The organism is Ruminococcus sp. FMBCY1, assembly GCF_023921805.1.
GTDB lineage: Bacteria > Bacillota > Clostridia > Oscillospirales > Acutalibacteraceae > Ruminococcoides > Ruminococcoides intestinale_A.
Genome location: NZ_CP074197.1, coordinates 225,015 through 244,175 on the forward strand (window position 1 = coordinate 225,015; position 19,161 = coordinate 244,175).

Annotated in this window: 21 protein-coding genes and 2 tRNA genes; 19 read left to right on the forward strand and 4 right to left on the reverse strand. The window is 38.1% G+C overall.

The window, feature by feature from the left end:
* Positions 1–64: 64 nt before the first annotated feature.
* The 3 genes from typA to KGF34_RS01030 all read left to right on the forward strand — a co-directional run bounded on the left by typA (position 65) and on the right by KGF34_RS01030 (position 4,648).
* Positions 65–1,888 (forward strand): translational GTPase TypA, encoded by a 1,824-nt coding sequence (gene typA / locus KGF34_RS01020; RefSeq protein WP_022234710.1) that lies wholly within the window; start codon positions 65–67, stop codon positions 1,886–1,888.
* On the forward strand, positions 1,888–2,766 hold the full coding sequence (locus tag KGF34_RS01025) for a 3'-5' exonuclease (protein ID WP_195410777.1): 879 nt from the start codon (positions 1,888–1,890) through the stop codon (positions 2,764–2,766). The genes typA and KGF34_RS01025 overlap by 1 nt, the downstream gene beginning before the upstream one ends.
* A 229-nt stretch (positions 2,767–2,995) precedes the next feature.
* The gene (locus tag KGF34_RS01030; protein ID WP_252559546.1) at positions 2,996–4,648 is read left to right on the forward strand and encodes a trypsin-like peptidase domain-containing protein; all 1,653 of its coding nucleotides are present in this window, start codon (positions 2,996–2,998) and stop codon (positions 4,646–4,648) included.
* A gap of 257 nt (positions 4,649–4,905) precedes the next feature.
* Here the strand turns inward: KGF34_RS01030 and KGF34_RS01035 are convergent, their stop codons facing one another.
* Together KGF34_RS01035 and KGF34_RS01040 are read right to left on the reverse strand one after the other, a co-directional pair.
* Positions 4,906–5,409, reverse strand: coding sequence for a hypothetical protein (locus KGF34_RS01035; RefSeq protein ID WP_252559547.1), 504 nt, complete (start codon positions 5,407–5,409; stop codon positions 4,906–4,908).
* 302 nt (positions 5,410–5,711) lie between these two features.
* Positions 5,712–5,796, reverse strand: a tRNA-Leu gene (locus KGF34_RS01040).
* Between the two features lie 213 nt (positions 5,797–6,009).
* Between KGF34_RS01040 and KGF34_RS01045 the strand changes: the two genes are divergently transcribed.
* The 15 genes from KGF34_RS01045 to KGF34_RS01115 all read left to right on the forward strand — a co-directional run bounded on the left by KGF34_RS01045 (position 6,010) and on the right by KGF34_RS01115 (position 17,784).
* On the forward strand, positions 6,010–6,756 hold the full coding sequence (locus tag KGF34_RS01045) for a dockerin type I repeat-containing protein (RefSeq protein ID WP_022234714.1): 747 nt from the start codon (positions 6,010–6,012) through the stop codon (positions 6,754–6,756).
* Positions 6,757–6,907: 151 nt separating this feature from the next.
* Positions 6,908–7,345 (forward strand): LytTR family DNA-binding domain-containing protein, encoded by a 438-nt coding sequence (locus tag KGF34_RS01050; RefSeq protein ID WP_252559548.1) that lies wholly within the window; start codon positions 6,908–6,910, stop codon positions 7,343–7,345.
* A 13-nt stretch (positions 7,346–7,358) separates the two neighbouring features.
* Positions 7,359–7,808: a DUF3021 domain-containing protein gene (locus tag KGF34_RS01055; RefSeq protein WP_252559549.1), complete on the forward strand. Its 450-nt coding sequence runs from the start codon at positions 7,359–7,361 to the stop codon at positions 7,806–7,808.
* Positions 7,786–8,703: an ATP-binding cassette domain-containing protein gene (locus KGF34_RS01060; protein ID WP_252559550.1), complete on the forward strand. Its 918-nt coding sequence runs from the start codon at positions 7,786–7,788 to the stop codon at positions 8,701–8,703. The genes KGF34_RS01055 and KGF34_RS01060 overlap by 23 nt, the downstream gene beginning before the upstream one ends.
* Positions 8,703–9,572: an ABC transporter permease gene (locus KGF34_RS01065; RefSeq protein ID WP_022234718.1), complete on the forward strand. Its 870-nt coding sequence runs from the start codon at positions 8,703–8,705 to the stop codon at positions 9,570–9,572. The genes KGF34_RS01060 and KGF34_RS01065 overlap by 1 nt, the downstream gene beginning before the upstream one ends.
* A 147-nt stretch (positions 9,573–9,719) precedes the next feature.
* On the forward strand, positions 9,720–10,994 hold the full coding sequence (locus tag KGF34_RS01070; RefSeq protein ID WP_252559551.1) for a pitrilysin family protein: 1,275 nt from the start codon (positions 9,720–9,722) through the stop codon (positions 10,992–10,994).
* A gap of 22 nt (positions 10,995–11,016) precedes the next feature.
* Entirely contained in the window at positions 11,017–12,300 is a 1,284-nt protein-coding gene (locus tag KGF34_RS01075; RefSeq protein ID WP_195410770.1) for a pitrilysin family protein, read from the forward strand.
* Positions 12,300–13,166 carry a prolipoprotein diacylglyceryl transferase gene (lgt, locus tag KGF34_RS01080; protein WP_252559552.1) on the forward strand — a complete coding sequence of 289 codons (867 nt, stop codon included), beginning with the start codon at positions 12,300–12,302 and terminating at the stop codon, positions 13,164–13,166. Before KGF34_RS01075 ends, lgt begins: the two co-directional genes overlap by 1 nt.
* On the forward strand, positions 13,108–13,959 hold the full coding sequence (gene folD / locus KGF34_RS01085) for a bifunctional methylenetetrahydrofolate dehydrogenase/methenyltetrahydrofolate cyclohydrolase FolD (RefSeq protein ID WP_252559553.1): 852 nt from the start codon (positions 13,108–13,110) through the stop codon (positions 13,957–13,959). The genes lgt and folD overlap by 59 nt, the downstream gene beginning before the upstream one ends.
* A 119-nt stretch (positions 13,960–14,078) precedes the next feature.
* On the forward strand, positions 14,079–14,387 hold the full coding sequence (gene rplU / locus KGF34_RS01090; RefSeq protein WP_186936322.1) for a 50S ribosomal protein L21: 309 nt from the start codon (positions 14,079–14,081) through the stop codon (positions 14,385–14,387).
* A 2-nt stretch (positions 14,388–14,389) separates the two neighbouring features.
* Positions 14,390–14,707 carry a ribosomal-processing cysteine protease Prp gene (locus tag KGF34_RS01095; protein ID WP_252559554.1) on the forward strand — a complete coding sequence of 106 codons (318 nt, stop codon included), beginning with the start codon at positions 14,390–14,392 and terminating at the stop codon, positions 14,705–14,707.
* A gap of 4 nt (positions 14,708–14,711) precedes the next feature.
* Positions 14,712–14,996 (forward strand): 50S ribosomal protein L27, encoded by a 285-nt coding sequence (gene rpmA, locus KGF34_RS01100; RefSeq protein WP_022234725.1) that lies wholly within the window; start codon positions 14,712–14,714, stop codon positions 14,994–14,996.
* A 210-nt stretch (positions 14,997–15,206) separates the two neighbouring features.
* A complete protein-coding gene (gene obgE, locus KGF34_RS01105) occupies positions 15,207–16,478 on the forward strand; it encodes a GTPase ObgE (RefSeq protein WP_252559555.1) in 1,272 nt (423 codons plus the stop codon).
* Positions 16,479–16,490: 12 nt separating this feature from the next.
* Positions 16,491–16,916 carry a ribonuclease III domain-containing protein gene (locus KGF34_RS01110; protein ID WP_022234727.1) on the forward strand — a complete coding sequence of 142 codons (426 nt, stop codon included), beginning with the start codon at positions 16,491–16,493 and terminating at the stop codon, positions 16,914–16,916.
* Complete coding sequence (locus KGF34_RS01115; RefSeq protein WP_249376447.1) at positions 16,906–17,784, forward strand: YitT family protein; 879 nt, start codon at positions 16,906–16,908, stop codon at positions 17,782–17,784. The genes KGF34_RS01110 and KGF34_RS01115 overlap by 11 nt, the downstream gene beginning before the upstream one ends.
* A gap of 39 nt (positions 17,785–17,823) precedes the next feature.
* Here KGF34_RS01115 and KGF34_RS01120 read toward each other — a convergent pair whose 3' ends face one another.
* Together KGF34_RS01120 and KGF34_RS01125 are read right to left on the reverse strand one after the other, a co-directional pair.
* Positions 17,824–17,979, reverse strand: coding sequence for a hypothetical protein (locus KGF34_RS01120; RefSeq protein ID WP_252559556.1), 156 nt, complete (start codon positions 17,977–17,979; stop codon positions 17,824–17,826).
* Between the two features lie 144 nt (positions 17,980–18,123).
* A tRNA-Leu gene (locus tag KGF34_RS01125) sits at positions 18,124–18,210 on the reverse strand.
* Positions 18,211–18,440: 230 nt separating this feature from the next.
* Between KGF34_RS01125 and purC the strand changes: the two genes are divergently transcribed.
* Positions 18,441–19,148: a phosphoribosylaminoimidazolesuccinocarboxamide synthase gene (gene purC, locus KGF34_RS01130; RefSeq protein ID WP_252559557.1), complete on the forward strand. Its 708-nt coding sequence runs from the start codon at positions 18,441–18,443 to the stop codon at positions 19,146–19,148.
* Positions 19,149–19,161 lie beyond the last annotated feature (13 nt).

The following is a 19,161-nucleotide window of genomic DNA, read 5'->3' on the forward strand; positions in this document are numbered from 1 at the left end:
GGTGATATAATAAAAAAGTATGTGTAGGATATTTGAACTTAGATTCTTATAGGGGGATAATTTTATGGAAACAAGAGAAAATTTGAGAAATATAGCTATTATCGCTCATGTTGACCACGGTAAAACAACTCTCGTTGACCAGCTCTTAAAACAGAGCGGTGTTTTCAGAGCAAATGAGAATGTGGCTGAAAGAGTAATGGATTCTAACGACCTTGAAAGAGAGAGAGGCATTACAATCCTTTCTAAAAACACCGCTGTAATGTACAACGGCATTAAGATTAATATTGTTGACACCCCCGGTCATGCCGACTTTGGCGGTGAGGTTGAGCGTATACTTATGATGGTAGACGGCGTTGTACTTCTTGTAGACGCTTTCGAAGGTTGTATGCCGCAGACAAGATTCGTTCTTAAAAAGGCTTTGGGTCTTGGCAAAAAGCCTTTGGTTGTAGTCAATAAAATTGACCGTCCGGGTGCAAGACCCGAAGAAGTTGTTGACGAAGTTCTCGACCTATTTATCGAGCTTGGCGCTGACGAGGATCAGCTTGAATTCCCTGTAGTATATGCATCGGGCCGTGACGGCTATGCAAGCCTTGATCCGCATCAGCCCGGTACAGATATGAAACCTCTTTTTGAGGCTATTATAAATGAAATTCCTGCTCCGCAGGGAGATGCAGAGGGCGGACTTCAGATTCTTATTTCAAATATAGATTCTGATCCGTTTGTGGGCAGAATAGGTGTAGGCAGAGTTGAGAGAGGCACTGTAAAAACAGGTCAGAGCGTTGCAATCTGTCATACAGACGGCAATGTAACAAAGAACGCAAGAATCGGTAAGATTTATCAGTATGAGGGACTTAAGAGAGTTGAGAGCGAAACTGCTGAAATGGGTGATCTTATCTGCGTAAGCGGTATTCAGGATATTAATATCGGTGAAACAATTTGCGACCCTGAAAATATTGAACAGCTCCCGTTTGTTAAGATTGACGAACCGACCGTATCAATGAACTTTATTGTAAATAACTCTCCGTTTGCCGGCAGAGAGGGTAAGTATGTTACATCAAGAAATCTTCGTGACAGACTATTCAAGGAAATTGAAACCAATGTTGCGTTAAGGGTAGAAGAAACAGACAGTGCGGATACATTTAAAGTATCGGGCAGAGGCGAGCTTCACCTTTCAATTCTTATTGAAACAATGCGCCGCCAGAATTATGAGTTCCAGGTATCTCGTCCACAGGTTATCACAAAGATGATTGACGGTAAGTTGAATGAGCCTATGGAAATGCTCATTATAGAAGTGCCTGACGCTTATGTAGGTGCAGTTATGGAAAAACTCGGTTCAAGAAAAGCTGAACTTATTAATATGGGCACCCGTGAGGGCGGTTCTACTCACATTGAGTTCCGTATTCCGTCAAGAGGTCTTATGGGTTACCGTCCCGAATTCCTTACAGATACAAACGGTAACGGTATTATGAACCATGTGTTTGACGGATATGAGCCGTACAAGGGTGAAATCGTAACCCGTCATCAGGGTTCGCTTATCGCTTTTGAAACAGGCGAAACAGTAACTTACGGTTTGTATGCGGCACAGGAGAGAGGCAGACTCTTTGTCGGCCCGGGTGTTCCTGTATATGAGGGTATGATTGTAGGCGCAAGCCCTAAGTCAGAAGATATTACGGTTAATGTATGTAAGAAAAAGCATATCACAAATACCCGTGCTTCAGGTTCTGATGATGCACTTAAACTTACACCGCCGTCAATTCTATCGCTTGAGCAGTGTCTTGAGTTTATTGCAGATGATGAGCTTGTAGAGGTTACTCCCGAAAATATCCGTATGCGTAAGCGTATTCTTTCTAAGGAACAGAGAATGAAACAGGCATTCCATAAAAAATAATGAGTTTTGTAGTATTAGACCTTGAATGGAACGGCTCATACAGCAGTAAAGAACACAGATTTGTAAATGAGATAATTGAGTTCGGGGCAGTTAAAACTGACGAAAATCTGAATATTATTGACAGATTTGAAATGCTTATTTCTCCGCAGATAGGCAAAAAACTTTGTTCAAAGGTTAAAAAGCTAACCAAAATCACCAACGAAGAATTAAGAGAAAACGGCTGTACATTTATGCACGCTGTTTCTGAATTTAAAAAATTCTGCGGCGATTGCGTTTTGGTGACATGGGGTACAAGCGACATTCTTGCATTGATTGAGAATTATATGTACTATGCTCACAGGCCCGAGCTGCCTTTTCTCACAAGCTATTGCAATGTGCAGGATTATTGTGAAAAATGTCTTTCCGTAAATGATAAATCTTCTCAACTCGGATTATCCGTATGCGCAGATATGCTTGCAATTAACTTTGATGTTGAAGAACAGCACCGTGCATATGCCGACGCAGAGCTTACATTAAAGTGTATGAAACATTTTGTCGAGGATTATCCGATAGACGATTTTATCAAAGATGCAACGGCTCACGAATTTTATGACAGACTGCTGTATAAAAATCATTTTATTACAGATATTAATAATCCGGAGATTGATAAACGCAGTATGCGCTTTAATTGCGATGCTTGCGGAAGGCAGGCTGCAAGACAGGCAAATTGGAAAGTAAAAAACAAAAGTTTTGTTGCTCCCTTTTTGTGTAAAAAGTGCGGAAGAAAGTTTACGGGTAAAGTTTCCTTTAAAAAGAAATATGACGGAGTTACCGTCAGAAAGCGTATAGTCGAGTATGTTGAAAAGCCTGTTGACGAAAACAGCGAAAATAAGGCTTAGTATAATAATACCTTCTATACATATATCAGCATATAGAAAAACCAATGCCGAACGGTCAGACTAAGACTGTTCGGCATTTTTAAGAATAGAATGTGAATTTGGTTTCATTGTTATTTCAATTTATTTCATATTTATTTCAAAACGAGTTCATATAGTTTTCACTTGGCAAAATTATTATATATACATCGTAAGAGATACGAAAGACATAGCATTTAAGGAGGACTAAAAAATGCTTGATAATAAAAATCCAAATGAATTCAATGATATTTATTCAGGTAATGCTGAAAATACACCTGAAAGCAACACAGACATTCCGCAGAAGAATGCAGAGGCTTCATATGAATGGAATTCCGATAAAAGCGACAACAAGTCAGACAGCACAGAATACCATTATTCATATGTAAACGGCAATAATAAAGACGCTTCGCATAATCCTAACAGATATAACGAGCCTACTCAATATTCTTCACAGAATACAAGTTCGGGATACAGCAATAATTATCAAAATCCAAATACAAACGCTTATGATAATTACCAATCAAACGGTTACACTGCACAGAACCAACAGTCACAGAATGTATATAATTCTCAACCGTACGGTACTGCTCCCAATCATTCGGCAAACGCAAAACCGCCTAAGGCTAAAAAGCCTAAAAAACAGAGAAAACCAATATCAAGAGGCGGTATTGCAATAGCACTTGCAGTTACAATGGTGTTCTCTTGCGGACTTGGCTTTGGCGGCGGTTATTTTGCAAATAAGGTAAATACCAGTACAAGCGGCAGTTTAAATATTACCAAAACAAGCAACAGCGGCACAACCACAACTGCTTCAAGTACATCTAAGGCAAATTCAACCTCTGAAATTGTTAAAAAGACAGCCGACAGTGTTGTTGAAATTTCAACAGAAAGCGTTGTAACGGGTTCATTTGCTCAACAGTATGTTCAGCAGGGTGCGGGTTCAGGCGTTATTATTTCTCAAGACGGTTATATTCTTACAAATAACCATGTAATTAACGGAGCAAATTCTGTTAAGGTAAGACTTAGAGATTCCACAGAGTACGATGCAACAATCATAGGCAGTGATTCAGATAATGATATTGCTTTGTTAAAGGTTAGTGCAACAGGACTTTCGCCTGCAACTTTCGGTGACAGCAACAGTCTTGCGGTAGGTGACTATGTAGTTGCTATCGGCAATCCACTCGGTGAACTTGGCGGTACAGTCACAGACGGTATCATCAGTGCACTTGCAAGAAAGGTTACTATTGAAGATACACAAATGACACTTTTGCAGACAAATGCACAGGTAAACCCGGGTAATTCCGGCGGCGGACTTTTTAATGCAAACGGTGAACTTGTCGGTATCGTAAACGCAAAGCAGAGTGCAACCGAAGTTGAGGGTATTGCTTTTGCTATTCCGATTAACAATGTACTTGATATTTTAAGTGACCTTAAAGAATACGGTTATGTAACAGGTAAGGTTGATCTTGGTATTGACTTTACAGATATTACTTCTGACGAAACAGCTTTCTATTACGGTGTAAATCAGACAGGTTGCTATGTTCTTTCTGTTGATTCCGGTTCAAATGCCGAAAAAGCAGGAGTTACAAGAGGTGACCTTGTAACAAAGGTAAACGATACAGATGTTTCTTCGTCATCGGACATTACTACTGCACTTGAAAAAGCAGAAGTAGGCGATACAGTTACATTTACTGTAAGCCGCAGAGGAACAAGTAAGACAATTTCATTTGTACTTGAAGAATATATACCTGCGGTAAGCAATTCTCAAATCACTAACGGCTCACAAAAGAGCACTACTCCGACATCAGACAGCGAAAATTCAACCGGTGACGACTCTATTTGGTCACAGATGTTTGGATGGTAATGCTGCTGTTTATATATAAATAATTCATTCTAATCTCTCCATACACAACAGCCGATGCGTTTTGCACCGGCTGTTGTGCTGTTTAGCGGTTTTGCAAAAATAATAGGGCAGACAAAGCGTCAGCCCTATTATGGTTTAGTGTATTAAATTGCGGTAGCAAAAAGTATTTGTGGGCTTTGCCCACACTCACAACCTTTGAAAAGGTTGATCAAGCTTTTATAAATGTTTTTCTAATGGATTATGCTAAATAATAAAATTTACTGTTTCGGAATAGGTTTTGCCAATTTCATAGCATCGTTTGTTCCAAAAGTACGACGAATAACAGTTTCAATGTATTTCTTAATAAGTGTTTCATCATCAACTATTGTAAAAAATCTCAAAACCTGCGTTTGATTAAACCATACTATTTTCATAGGTGCTTTTAAAGTTTTGCTTATTCCGGCAACGGAAAGACTTGCCGCTTCGTTTTTTAATTCTTCTGTTTCACTGCATTTGCAGTTGCTCTTTTTGTATAATTCTGTAATATCGGTATCTTCTGAGTCAATAAAACCGCTCGTTACTTGTGATATATTTTCCAAGTCAGCGGCTGCCATATAATCAGCCGAGCTAATCATATAATCCCATCCATAGCCCTGCGCTGCCAAAAGCACATCATATTGATGCCAAGGCCCTGATTGAATATGCTTTATATCTCTGATAAAGGTTACATCATCAATGTAATCTTCGTTATTTTTCTTTTTAAATTTATCAAACAGTCCCATATTATTCTCCTTTATTACAGAAAAGATTTAGTAATAATAAGTCTAAAAATTACCATACTTGTAAAACAAAAAAACAGACTAATAAGAAAGTTAATCTGTTTTTATGGTGCGAGTGACTTAGTTAAAAAATAAGTAAACTTTCTGCCTCGTTTGATGCGGCTTGCAAAAATTATAAATATCATCAACGCTCTCCCTAAAAACAGTCCACAGGACTGTTTTCTTAACGGTCGCCTTCAAGTCCCGTTATCAATTTGCTTGTAAAACAAAAAAACAGACTAATAAGAAAGTTAATCTGTTTTTTATGGTGCGAGTGACGGGACTTGAACCCGTACGTCGTGAAACACACGCCCCTCAAACGTGCCTGTCTGCCTATTCCAGCACACTCGCTAATATTAAGTTTTTGTATTGAGATTGTTTTCTCTCAATCAACGAGTGTTATTATACCACCGTAATTTACAAATGTCAACACTTTTTTTTGAAAAAATACATTTCAGAAGCAATAAATTTGCAATTTGTATTTTTATGTGTTATAATAAAAATGTTGTGATGTTGAAAAACATCAGTAAATAACAGAATAAAAGGTATTGTGAAGGAGAAAATATGAATAAAAAAATAAGTAAATTTGTTTCTTGTGTTCTTGCTGTAACTTTGTTTATGAGCCTTCTTACTGTTACCGCTTTTGCGGCAGAAAGTAATTATGATTTGAACGGCGACGGAAAGGTATCAGTATCTGATGTAACCGCTTTGCAGTTAAGAATTTCGGGGAACAGAAGTAATTGGACCGATGCATATGAAAAGCGTGCGGATATTAACGGTGACGGCAAAATTGATATTAATGATGTAACCGCTTTGCAAAATATTCTTATGAATGCGTCAAGCGGAGGTACAAGCAGCGGAGCAAGTGCAGCTAATTCATTTTTAATTAAATTACCGTCAAATAAAATTGACAGCAGTTATAAAGGAAGAACATATAAACTTTCCGATAAAGAAAGGGCTTACATAGAAAAAATTGTAATGGGTGAGTTCGGTACTTCTTATGCAGGTTCTGTATTTATTGCACAGTGTATAAGAGATGCTCTTGTTTACGGATATTGCAAAAATCCTATGGATTTAAGAAAATCATCTGCCAACGGCGGTATGGGGTATGACGGATACAGAGAAAATGTAAACGCAAATGCTAAAAATGCCGTGTCATATGTTTTTGACAACGGCGGTAACGCTGTTCAGCACCGTATACTTGTAATGTGTACAGATGAGTATTATAACGCTTATCCGAACAATTGGCATTCAACTCAAAATTACATAACAAAATACGAAAATGTACTGTTTTTTGACTATTGGAACTGATTTTTACCGCTGACCGAGAGGTTGGCGGTATTTTTTATGCAACTTAACCTTTGTATTCTGCATTTTACCTAAAAATACTTTAAATTGAATACAATTTCTGCTATTCTATAAATGTACTTAATAAATGAATTTAACTTCACAGAGGGAATATATGAAGATAAAGATAATTAAAGACAGCACGGTTACCGAAACCGAGATTACGGTTAAATGTGCGGCTGTTGACGAGAATTTAAAAAGACTGCTTGACGAGCTTGAACATAACAATGCAAAGCTGACCGGCAGAATTGATGATAAAACATTTCTTATATCTGCTGAAATGATTTATTACATAGAAAGCGTTGATGAAAAGACATTTATTTATTCTCAAAATAAGGTGTATGAAACCAATTACAAACTCTATCAGACAGAACAGCTTTTACCGCAATCCGATTTTGTAAGGATAAGTAAAAATTGTATTCTTAATATAAGCAAACTTACGAGTGTAAAGCCATTGCTTAACGGAAAAATGGAAGTACATATGAATAACGGAGAAGTTCAGATTGTAAACAGACATTATTTAAAAGATTTTAAAAGTAAATTCGGACTGTAAAGGGGATAGAACAATGAATAAATTAAGTCAGTTTTTTTCTGTTTTTGTAAATTCATTTGCTTGGCAAACACTTATACTTGCTTTGCTTAATGTATTTTTAGGCAGCGGTTTTGTTTTTAATGCATACAGCGTGATTCAATGCTTTATTGTCGCATTGGTTATTTCTGTATTAATGTTTGTGACCGACATGATATTGTCAAACGGTTTTAAACTCAAACTTAGTTTGTTGACTGTAAGCATAATAGATATTTTAGAAGTTTTTGCCGTGGTTATGGTAGTAGGCGGAGCAATATTCGGTTGGTTTGATTTTGTAATGTCAGACTTGCTGATTGCGGCAGGTGTAATTATTGCGGTATTTTTGATAGTGTTTACAATTCATATATTGAGAATGAAAGCAGATTCAAATACGATTAATAAAATATTAAAGGAGAGAAACAGCAATGAAAAAAGCAATAGTAATTGAAAATTTAACAAAGACTTACGGCGATTTAAAGGCTGTTTACAATATTAGTTTTTATGTTGAAGAAGGCAGTCTGTTTGCATTTTTAGGACCGAACGGAGCGGGAAAGTCAACCACCATAAGTATATTGAATACTTTTTTAAAGCCTGACGGCGGCAGAGTTGAAATCGGCGGAAGAATACTCGGAAAAGAAGATTCAAAAATAAGAGCCGAAATCGGTGCGGTATTTCAGGAAAGTTTGCTTGACCCGCTGCTTACCGTAAAAGAAAACCTCTCAATACGAGGCAGTTTTTACGGTTTAAAAGGTAAAAGTTTGAAAAATGCAGTTGCCGATGCTATCGAAAAATCGGGTGCAACCGATTTTATGAACAGACCGTACGGTAAACTTTCGGGCGGTCAGCGCAGAAGAGCAGATATTGCAAGAGCATTGATTAATACACCTAAAATATTATTCCTTGACGAACCGACTACAGGACTTGACCCTCAAACAAGACTTTCAGTATGGGAAACCGTAAGTAATTTACGAAAAGAATACGGAATGACGGTTTTTCTTACCACTCATTATCTTGAAGAAGCAGAGAATGCAGGATATGTTGTAATTATGGATTCGGGTAAAATTGCGGCGCAAGGAACTCCCGTTGAACTTAAAAGCAAATATGTTTCGGATATGCTTACAATATACCATAAAGACAGTACAATGGCGGATATTGAAAGGATACTGAAGTCAAAAAATATGAAATACACATTTACGAAAGAAACCGTGAAAATTCCCGTTAAGTCAACTTTTGCAGCTTTGCCGATAGTCAATGAGCTAAAGGATTACATATTTGATTTTGAAGTTCAGAAGGGTAAAATGGATGATTTATTTGTAGCTGTTACAGGAAAGGAGATAAAGTAATGCTTGCTTTGGTAAAAAGAAATATTAAAATATATTTCAGAAATAAGGGCGCTTGGCTTGCTTCTTTGCTTACGGTGTTTATAATCATCGGCTTGTATGCGCTTTTTCTCGGAGATCAACTTTCAAAAGGTTTTGAGGGTATAGGACTTGACAGTCCAAGACTTCTTACAGACGGTTGGATAATGGCAGGTATTATTTCTATTATGCCGCTTTCAATATCTCTCGGTGCGGTATCAATAGTAAGCGACAGGTCAAAAGGACTTTTTAAAGACTTTTACTGTTCACCTGTAAGCCGCAGCAGAATAACTCTCGGATATATTTTAAGTCTTGCTTTGATTTCGTTTTTTATTACATTGATAGGTTTTATTCTCGGTGAAATATACATAGTTGTAAACGGCGGAGAATTATTAAGCCTTTTGAATATGCTTAAGGTTGTCGGCATAATTGCAATTGACGACCTTGCGACAACTTCTATTGTTATGTTTATTGCAATGTTTATAACAACCGAGGGTGCATATACCGCCGTATGTACGGTTATAGGTACAATTTCCGGATTTATTACAGGTATTTATATTCCTGTAGGTTCGTTGCCCGATTCGGTTGCAACTGCAGTAAAATGTTTTCCGATTTCTCATGCGGGCAGTATGTTAAGACAAATTTTTACAGAGAGTGCAATTACCGAATGTACCAAATCTGTACCTGCCGAATTAAAACCTGATGTAATTAATCAGATTAATTCCGAGATGGGTATAATCTATTCGTTCGGCGACCATACGGTGACTGATTTTGAAAGCATAATTGTTCTTGTTGCAACCGCAGCGGTTTTCTTTGTACTGACAGCTTTTGCGGCAAGAAGAAAAAAGAAGTAATTTATTTTAAATAATATACATAATAGGGGCGTTGTTTACATACAATGCTCTTATTTTTTATATAAATGCTTTTATTTCTTTGAAAATTATGTTATACTAAACAATGTATATTAGATTGGAAAACTAAATTATAGATTCGGAGATGATATGATGAATTCTATTGAAAGAAAAATTATTGCCGACGGTGTTGCTTTTAACAACATCAAGGTAAATAGATTTAAAACAATCAGAATGAGCATTAATCTGTATGTACCTTTAAATGTTGAGGATGCGGCACACAATGCTCTTTTGCGTGGATTGCTTACACGCTCATGCAAGGCTTACCCTGATTTTACTCAATTCAGCAAAAAGCTCAGCGCTCTTTACGGAACAGATATTGTATCAAGCGTAAAAAAGACAGGCGCTTATCAGGTGCTAACTTTTACAGCGGTTGGTATTGACGACAGATATGTGTTTACCGATGAAATCATTTCAGCGGAAATTTCAAAGCTTTTGTGTGAGGTTATCTTTAATCCTAACATTACCGACGGTAAATTTAATGATAATGATTTTGAGCAGGAACGCAGACAGTTGCTTGACGCTATTGACGCAGAGTTTAACGATAAGCGTGGCTATGCGATAAGCACAATGCTTTCAAATATGCTTAAAAACGAAACCTGCGGAATCAAGCGTTACGGCAGTGTTGAAGAAATCAAAAAGATTACTCCCGAAAGCCTTGTGGATGCGTGGAAAAAATTATTAAAAGACTCTGTTGTGGAAATTTTCTATATCGGTGACAGCGGTGCCGACAAAGCGGAAAAAGTATTTACAGACGCATACAGCAAGATTGACAGAACACCTTGCAAGGTTGATATGAGTTATGTCAAGAGTGCGGACGAAGTACAGCGTGTTGTTGAAGAAATGGATGTTTCACAGTCAAAACTTGTACTCGGTTTCCGTTCAGGTGTCGGCTGTACAGATACCGAAAAAGAGTGGATTGCAGGCAGACTTATGTGCGCTGTTCTCGGAGGTACCGCCAACTCAAAACTTTTTAACAATGTAAGAGAAAAGCAGAGCCTTTGCTACTACTGTGCGGCAAGCTACAATTTTATTAACGGTCTTATGATTGTTGACAGCGGCGTACTCAATGAAAATATTGAAAAAACCGAGAAAGCAATTCTCAAAGAAGTTGAAGATATGAAAAACGGCAATATCACCGACTTTGAAATTGAGGCTACAAAGCGTGCAATAGTAAACGGATTCCGTACATCCAACGATACCACAGCCGGTATAGACAACTGGTATTCTTCACAGTTTATAAATGACGGTTTTAACAGCATTGAAGAACTTGCGGCAAAATATAATGCAGTTACAAAGGAAGAAATTGTAGATGCAGCCAAAAAGCTCACACTTGATACTGTATATGTTCTTAAAAATAAATAAACTGCGAAAGGAAGTGTGTTAAATGGATATTAAAGAAATAAAATCTGAAAGAGTTGCAGAAAAATATTATAAAATAAATCATCCGTCTGGACTTACAATTTATGTATATCCAAAAGAGGGATACAATTCGGCTTATGCTATTTTCGGTACACGCTACGGCAGTATTAATACAAAGTTTTCTGTAGATGACGGCGAAACAATTACCGTACCTGACGGTATAGCGCATTATCTTGAGCATAAACTTTTTGAAAGCGAAGACGGCGACGCATTTGTTCGTTATGCACAAACAGGTGCAAATGCCAATGCTTATACAAGTTTTGAAAAGACCTGCTATCTTTTTTCTTGTACAGAAAAATTTGATGAAAGTCTTGAAATTTTACTTGATTTTGTTCAGTCACCGTATTTTACTGCGCAGACCGTAGCTAAGGAACAGGGTATTATCGGTCAGGAAATCAAAATGTATGATGATGCACCTGACTGGCGAGTAATGTTCAATATGCTTGAAAATATGTATCACAATCACCCTGTAAAGATTGATATTGCAGGTACGGTTGAAAGTATTGCTGAAATTACAGCCGAAAAATTATACGAAGTGTATAATGTGTTCTACAACCTTAACAATATGGTGCTTTGCGTTTCGGGCAATGTTACTGTCGACAAGGTTTTAAAAACAGCTGACAGACTTTTGAAACCGAGTGAAAAACATACTATTCACAATGTATTTGAAAACGAGCCTTACGAAATTGTTAAGCCGTATGTAGAACAGGAATTTTCTGTTTCTATGCCTATATTTAATCTCGGATTTAAGGAAAAAGCGGATTGCGTAAAAGGAGACGCACAGGCGGCTCATACAGATATTTTGCTATTCCTTTTAGCGTCTGAAACAAGTGAATTGTATCGTAAATTGCTTGATGCAAACCTTATTAACAGCTCGTTCTCTTATGAACTGTTTGACGGCCCCGGTTACTGTTCGGTTATCTTTGGCGGTGAGTCAAGAGAACCGCAGAAAGCAGCGGAAATGATTAAGGATTATATTGTTAAACTTAAAGAAAACGGAATTGATAAGGAAGAGTTTGAAATTGCCAAAAAATCAATTTACGGCGATACAGTTGCATCTCTCAATTCTGTAGATACAATTTCAAATATTCTTGCCGATTACCATTTCAAAGGCAATAATATGTTTGACTATATTGATGAAATCGCAAACGCTACAATAGAAGATGTTACAAAGCGACTTGATTGTATGCTTGATGTAAATAACTGTACTTTGTCGGTTGTAAAGCCAATTCAGGACGGTGAAAAGTAATGGACTATAATGTTTCGTTTCCGGGACTTGGTCTTGAATTTACCGTAAATCCTGTTGCTTTTACCATTGGTAATTACCCGGTTTATTGGTACGGTATAATTATTGCGTCGGGACTTCTGCTTGCAGTGCTTTATGCCTATGTCAGTTCCAAACGATACAATGTTGACGGCAATAAGCTGATTAATTGTATTCTTGTGGGAATCATAACGGGTATTATTGGCGCAAGACTTTACTATTGCTTTTTTGAATGGGATTATTACAGCAAAAATCCGATTGAAATTCTCTATATAAACAACGGCGGTCTTGCAATTTACGGCGGCATTATCGGTGCGCTTTTAGGCGGTCTTACGGTTGCAAAAATTCAAAAAATGAAAGTTATGCCGATTCTCGATATTACTATGATGGGCTTTTTGCTCGGACAGGGAATAGGCAGATGGGGCAATTTTATGAATCAGGAGGCATTCGGCGCACCTACCGATTTACCGTGGGGAATGGTAAGTCAGGGTACAGACAATGTTGCGGTTCACCCGTGCTTTTTCTATGAATCGGTATGGTGTCTGCTCGGATTTGTGATTTTGCATTTCTATGGTAAATACAGACAAAGATATGCAGGACAAATTTTCTTCAGCTATCTTGTGTGGTACGGCTTTGAAAGAATGATAGTAGAGGGACTCAGAACAGACAGCCTATATATGCACTTCCAAATTTTTGGCAATGCGGTGCGAGTATCTCAGCTTTTGTCGGCAATTATTTTTATTGTAGGTATAGTTATGCTTTTAATAAACATAAAGAGAAAGGACAGTTTTTATGCAGATTATAGACGGAAAAAAGGTATCGGCTCAGGTAAAGCAAGAAGTAAAAAATGAAACCGAGCTTTTAAAGAAAGAATATTCGATTACACCGGGACTTGCCGTTGTAATCGTAGGTGACGACCCTGCGTCGAGAGTTTATGTAAATAATAAAAAGAAAGCCTGCGAACTTGTAGGATTTCATTCCGAGGAATATGCTTTGCCTGCGGAAACCACACAGGAAGAACTTTTAAGCCTTGTAAAAGAACTTAATGAGAAAAAAGATATAAACGGTATTCTTGTTCAGCTCCCGTTGCCAAAGCATCTTGATGATAAGACAGTAATTGAGGCAATAAATCCGCTCAAAGATGTTGATGCGTTCCATGCTGTAAATGTAGGCAAAATTATGCTCGGCGAGTATGATTTTCTCCCTTGCACACCTGCCGGCGTAATGGAAATGCTCCATTATTACAATATTGAAGTCAGCGGCAAAAATTGTGTTGTAATCGGCAGAAGCAACATTGTAGGCAAGCCGATGGCAATGCTTTTACTTCACGAAAACGGCACTGTAACAATTTGCCACAGCCGCACAAAGAATCTTGCAGAGGTTTGCAGCAGGGCAGATATTCTTGTTGCAGCGGTAGGCAAACCGAAGTTTGTTACGGCAGATATGGTAAAAGAGGGCGCTGTGGTAATTGATGTAGGTATGGACAGAGATGAAAACGGCAAACTTTGCGGTGATGTTGATTTTGAGAATGTAAAGGACAAATGTTCATACATAACACCTGTTCCGGGCGGTGTCGGTCCTATGACAATTGCAACACTTATGAAAAACACTGTAAAGGCTGCAAAAATTCAGAATAACCTGTAAAAATAAGGTTGACAATAAATTATATTTGTGTTATGCTATATAAGCCGCATATTGTGGGTTGTTAAATGAGTTATTCTCTACCTGCAGATAGCGAGACATATGTAAAGGTGGGTACTAAAATGTACGCAGTTATTCAGACAGGCGGTAAGCAGTACAAGGTAACAAACGATCAGGTTATCTTCGTTGAAAAGCTTAACGCAGAGGCAAACGATACAGTAACATTCGATGTTATTGCTGTTGGCACAGACGACGGCATTAAGGTTGGCACTCCTGTTGTTGAGGGTGCAAAGGTTACTGCAGAGGTATTAAAGAACGGTAAAGGCAAGAAAATCAGAGTTGCTACTTACAAGCCAAAGAAAGGCGAGAAGAGAGCAATGGGTCACAGACAGCCTTACACACAGGTTAAGATTACTTCAATCGAGATCTGAGAATGATTACGGTAACATTTTTTAAATCGGCTGATTATTTTAAAGGCTTTAAAATTTCGGGACATGCTGATTTTAATACCAGCGGGCCTGATATAGTGTGTGCAGGCGTAAGCTCTGCGACAATTATGACAGCCAATACAATCACCGAGGTTCTGCATACGGATGCAGAGGTTACCGACAGCGACGGCTTTATTAATTTAAGCCTTAGCAGTGCAGAGGCAAAAGAAGCATCTCATTTAATTGAGGGCTTATGGCTTCACTTATCTGCTTTACAAAAGCAGTACAAAAAGTATATTAAAGTTATTATTTCGGAGGTGTAAGGTAATGATTAAGGTAAATCTTCAGCTTTTCGCTCATAAAAAAGGTATGGGTTCTACAAAGAACGGCCGTGACAGTGAATCAAAGCGTCTTGGTGTAAAGCGTGCAGACGGACAGAAGGTTCTCGCAGGCAACATCCTTGTTAAGCAGAGAGGTACTCACATTCATCCAGGTAACAACGTAGGTATCGGTTCAGACGACACATTATTCGCAAAGATCGACGGCGTTGTAAAGTTTGAGCGTGTAGGCAAGGACAGAAAGCGTGCAAGCGTTTATCCTGTTGAGCAGTAATTTGCGCATTATCTTAGGGTGGATATTTATTATCCACCCTTTTTTGTTAGGTATTGATTTTTATTGTACTTTGAGGGTATAATAAAAATGGGTTTACAATTCATAATACTTAATTTTAAATCGTGATTTTCGGCAAATTTTGATAATGAATTAATCACGCATTATAAATTATGAATTAGAAATAAATTCGTCATTTGGAGGTTAGCAGAGATGTTTGTAGATACAGCGAAAATTTATATAAAAGCCGGTGACGGCGGTGACGGTGCGGTATCGTTTCACCGAGAAAAATATGTTGCGGCAGGCGGCCCCGATGGCGGTGACGGCGGCAGAGGCGGAAATGTAGTGTTTGTTGCAGACACTAATCTTTCAACTCTTGCCGATTTCAGATATAAACGCAAATACCTTGCAAAAAAAGGCGAAAACGGTCGAGGCGGACGCTGTAAGGGCAAAAATGCCGAAGACCTTATTATTCGTGTGCCGCTTGGCACTCTTGTTAAGGAAGAAGAAACAGGCAGAGTTTTAGCCGATGTATCTTCTTCAGAGCCGTATATTGTTGCGAGAGGCGGTAAAGGCGGCTGGGGTAATCCGCATTTTGCTACTCCTGTTCGTCAGGTTCCCCGTTTTGCAAAACCCGGTTTACCCGGAGAAGAGTTTAATGTTACTCTTGAACTTAAACTTTTGGCGGATGTCGGACTTGTAGGATTCCCTAATGTAGGTAAAAGTACACTTGTATCCGTAGTTTCACAGGCAAAACCGCTTATTGCAAACTACCATTTCACAACCATTACACCTGTACTTGGTGTTGTATCAATGGGTGAGGGTTCTTCTTTTGTAATGGCTGATATTCCCGGACTTATTGAGGGCGCATGGCAGGGAACAGGTCTTGGACATCAGTTTTTACGCCATATTGAGCGCTGCAGAATGCTCGTTCATATTGTTGATGTTTCAGGTTCGGAGGGAAGAGATCCGAAAGAAGATTTTGAAACCATTAACAATGAGCTTAAAAAGTTTAATCCCGAGCTTGCGGAAAGACCTATGATTGTTGCGGGAAACAAATGCGACATGGCAACTGATGAACAGATAGCGGATTTCAAGGCTTATGTTGAGGCACAAGGTTATGATTTCTTCCCGATTATGGCGGCAATTCGTTATGATGTTGATCCTATGTTAAATAAAATCAGAGAAATGCTCTCAAAACTTCCTCCGATTACTCATTATGAGGCAGAACCTGCTCCGATTGTGACAGCAGAGGATTTTGAAGATCATTCGGTTACCGTAAAGAATGTCAACGGTATCTATACTGTAGAGGCGGACTGGCTGTTACAGGTTATGAAAGGCATTAATTTTGATGATTACGAAAGCCTTAACTATTTCCAAAAAGTTCTAATTGATAACGGTGTAATTGACGCACTTCGAGCAAAAGGCTGCGGCGAGGGCGACACGGTTTCAATATATGAGCTTGAATTTGATTTTGTTGACTAACAGGGTGTTTGTATGGAAAATGAGAATATAATTGAGCATACCTATGCAGACGAGGTTTCTCCGCTTACGCTTGCGTTTGTAGGCGACGGTGTGTACGATTTGCTTGTTCGTGCATATCTTGTACGACAGAGCAACCGTCCTGTAGGTGAGCTTAACAAAATAAAGGTTGGCTTTGTTAATTGCAAAAGTCAGGCAGAGTATGCCAAAGTTTTAATACCGCATCTTTCAGAAAAAGAATTATCGGTATATAAAAGAGGAAGAAATGCCGCCCCTAAATGTACTCCGAAAAACGGCACTGTGGCAGATTACCATAGTGCTACGGGACTTGAGAGCCTTTTCGGATACTTATATTTAAAAAATGAAAAAGAAAGAATTTCTGAGTTGTTTGATATTATTTTACATATTTCGCTAAATGGAAGTGGTAATTGTGAAAAATAAGCTTGATATTAAGACTGCGGTTGCCGACTATGCAATAATGCTTGCAGGAGCAGCTGTTTATGCAACTTCTGTTGTGGTTTTTACGGCTCCTAACGATATTGCACCGGGCGGACTTACAGGTGTGGCTACAATGCTTAATCATATGTTCGGTTTGCCTATAGGTACTATGGTGTTAGTTATGAACATTCCTTTGTTTATATGGGGCGCTGTTGAAAACGGCATTTCATTTCTTACAAAAACAATAGCAGGCACGGTATTCGCTTCAATACTTATAGATGTATTTACGCCGATTATGACTGCCTATACGGGCGACAGAATTTTGGTTGCGATATTTGGCGGAATACTTAACGGTGTCGGACTTGAAATGATATTTATGCGTGGCGGTTCGACAGGCGGCACGGATATTGTTGCTCTGAATTTGCACAAACATTTCCCGTATTTTTCAACAGGAAATCTTATTTTTGCAGCAGATGCACTTGTGCTTATTATGGTATTCTTTGTATATAACAGTATTGAAAGTGTTTTGTATGCTGTGGTTACAATATTTTTCAGTATTAAAGTTATTGACACCATTTCATACGGTGTTGCGAGAGATAACGGTAAACTTATGTTTATTATTACTGATAAATACGCAGAAATTTGCAGTATGATTATGACTGAAAATGACAGAGGAATAACTTTGCTTAACGGTGAGGGCGCATACAGCGGCAAGCCGAAAAGAGTTATTATGTGTGCTGTCAGACCGCATCAGGTATATAAAATTACAAACACCGTAAAAAGTGTGGATAAAAGAGCTTTTATTATAGTAACTACAGCCGGCTCTATCAAGGGCAAAGGCTTTATAACAAAAACCGGCATCGGCTCTTAAGCTGATGTCGGTTTTCGACTTTACATAAAGAAAATAATTTTAATTTCCGCCCGGTCCGTCTTGTCTTTCTCGTTTGTCATCAAGCGGCTTGCGCCCTGTAGTTACCCATTGATTATCGGTAGCAGTCTTTTTATTTTCACCGTTTACAGTGGGCAAAGGCTTTATATTATTGCTGCCGTTCGTTCTGTGACACATAAAATCACCCCTTGATTTATTTTGCGATAAATCAAGGGGTTTATGAATTTGCATTTAAAATTTCCGTTCGTAAGTCAAACATTTTGTTTTGGTATTTTTGCTTTAGTAAAAAGGTCTATCGTCTTACGACAATAGACCTTTTCATGGTGCCGGTGACCGGACTTGAACCGGTACGGTATCGCTACCGGCGGATTTTGAGTCCGCTACGTCTGCCAATTCCATCACACCGGCAAATACAAATTAATTATACAGTATATATTATAAAAAATCAAGTATATATTTTAAATCTTTTTAAAATTTAATAAATATTCTAATATCGAATATAAAATAGCATAAAAACAGGAAATTCTACATTTTTTTAATTTTTAATATCATTTTAGTTGCTTATTTAAAAAAATTATATTATAATATATCTGTATTTTTATTAGCAGTCAAGGCTGCAATTTATGGAGGAATGTCAAATGGATAAAAAAGAGCTTCTTTATGAAGGTAAAGCAAAAAAAGTATTTTCTACAGAGAATCCTGACTACTGTATAGTTTCTTACAAAGATGACGCTACTGCTTTTAACGGTGAGAAAAAGGGCACAATCATCGGTAAGGGTGTTGTAAACAACCGTATGAGCAACTTTATGTTTAAGCTTCTTGAGGAAAAGGGTATTCCTACTGATTTCGTTGAAGAGCTCAATGACAGAGATACTGTTCTTAAAAAAGTTGAAATTGTACCTCTCGAAGTTATTGTAAGAAATAAGGCAGCAGGCAGCCTTTCAAAAAGACTTGGTCTTCCTGAAGGCACACCTATGAAAACTCCTGTTCTTGAGTTCTGCTATAAGGATGATGCACTCGGCGATCCTATGGTAAATGAATATCATATTCTTGCAGCCGGTTTTGCAACAAAAGAAGAGATTGATATTATTTCAAAGTATGCTCTCAAGATTAACGAGATTATGATTGACTTCTTTAAGGAGTGTAAGGTTGACCTTATCGACTTTAAGATTGAGTTCGGCAGATATAAGGGTCAGATTCTTCTTGCTGATGAGATTTCACCTGATACATGCCGTTTCTGGGATATGGATACTCAGGAAAAACTCGACAAGGACCGTTTCCGCAGAGATATGGGCGGTGTTGAAGAGGCTTATGCCGAGATGATGAAGCGTATCGGCTTGGCTTAATAATCTGTTTAAA

Excerpts from the sequence above, each read along its gene's own strand:
- KGF34_RS01110 (WP_022234727.1), top strand. The coding sequence starts at position 16,491 with ATGGAAAATGAGAATATAATTGAGCATACCTATGCAGACGAGGTTTCT.
- KGF34_RS01045 (WP_022234714.1), top strand. The coding sequence starts at position 6,010 with ATGAATAAAAAAATAAGTAAATTTGTTTCTTGTGTTCTTGCTGTAACT.
- KGF34_RS01025 (WP_195410777.1), top strand. The coding sequence starts at position 1,888 with ATGAGTTTTGTAGTATTAGACCTTGAATGGAACGGCTCATACAGCAGT.
- purC (WP_252559557.1), top strand. The coding sequence starts at position 18,441 with ATGGATAAAAAAGAGCTTCTTTATGAAGGTAAAGCAAAAAAAGTATTT.
- KGF34_RS01070 (WP_252559551.1), top strand. The coding sequence starts at position 9,720 with ATGATGAATTCTATTGAAAGAAAAATTATTGCCGACGGTGTTGCTTTT.
- KGF34_RS01095 (WP_252559554.1), top strand. The coding sequence starts at position 14,390 with ATGATTACGGTAACATTTTTTAAATCGGCTGATTATTTTAAAGGCTTT.
- KGF34_RS01055 (WP_252559549.1), top strand. The coding sequence starts at position 7,359 with ATGAATAAATTAAGTCAGTTTTTTTCTGTTTTTGTAAATTCATTTGCT.
- lgt (WP_252559552.1), top strand. The coding sequence starts at position 12,300 with ATGGACTATAATGTTTCGTTTCCGGGACTTGGTCTTGAATTTACCGTA.
- KGF34_RS01065 (WP_022234718.1), top strand. The coding sequence starts at position 8,703 with ATGCTTGCTTTGGTAAAAAGAAATATTAAAATATATTTCAGAAATAAG.
- folD (WP_252559553.1), top strand. The coding sequence starts at position 13,108 with ATGCAGATTATAGACGGAAAAAAGGTATCGGCTCAGGTAAAGCAAGAA.
- KGF34_RS01120 (WP_252559556.1), bottom strand. The coding sequence starts at position 17,979 with ATGTGTCACAGAACGAACGGCAGCAATAATATAAAGCCTTTGCCCACT.
- rplU (WP_186936322.1), top strand. The coding sequence starts at position 14,079 with ATGTACGCAGTTATTCAGACAGGCGGTAAGCAGTACAAGGTAACAAAC.
- rpmA (WP_022234725.1), top strand. The coding sequence starts at position 14,712 with ATGATTAAGGTAAATCTTCAGCTTTTCGCTCATAAAAAAGGTATGGGT.
- KGF34_RS01075 (WP_195410770.1), top strand. The coding sequence starts at position 11,017 with ATGGATATTAAAGAAATAAAATCTGAAAGAGTTGCAGAAAAATATTAT.
- KGF34_RS01035 (WP_252559547.1), bottom strand. The coding sequence starts at position 5,409 with ATGGGACTGTTTGATAAATTTAAAAAGAAAAATAACGAAGATTACATT.
- typA (WP_022234710.1), top strand. The coding sequence starts at position 65 with ATGGAAACAAGAGAAAATTTGAGAAATATAGCTATTATCGCTCATGTT.
- KGF34_RS01060 (WP_252559550.1), top strand. The coding sequence starts at position 7,786 with ATGAAAAAAGCAATAGTAATTGAAAATTTAACAAAGACTTACGGCGAT.
- KGF34_RS01030 (WP_252559546.1), top strand. The coding sequence starts at position 2,996 with ATGCTTGATAATAAAAATCCAAATGAATTCAATGATATTTATTCAGGT.
- KGF34_RS01050 (WP_252559548.1), top strand. The coding sequence starts at position 6,908 with ATGAAGATAAAGATAATTAAAGACAGCACGGTTACCGAAACCGAGATT.
- obgE (WP_252559555.1), top strand. The coding sequence starts at position 15,207 with ATGTTTGTAGATACAGCGAAAATTTATATAAAAGCCGGTGACGGCGGT.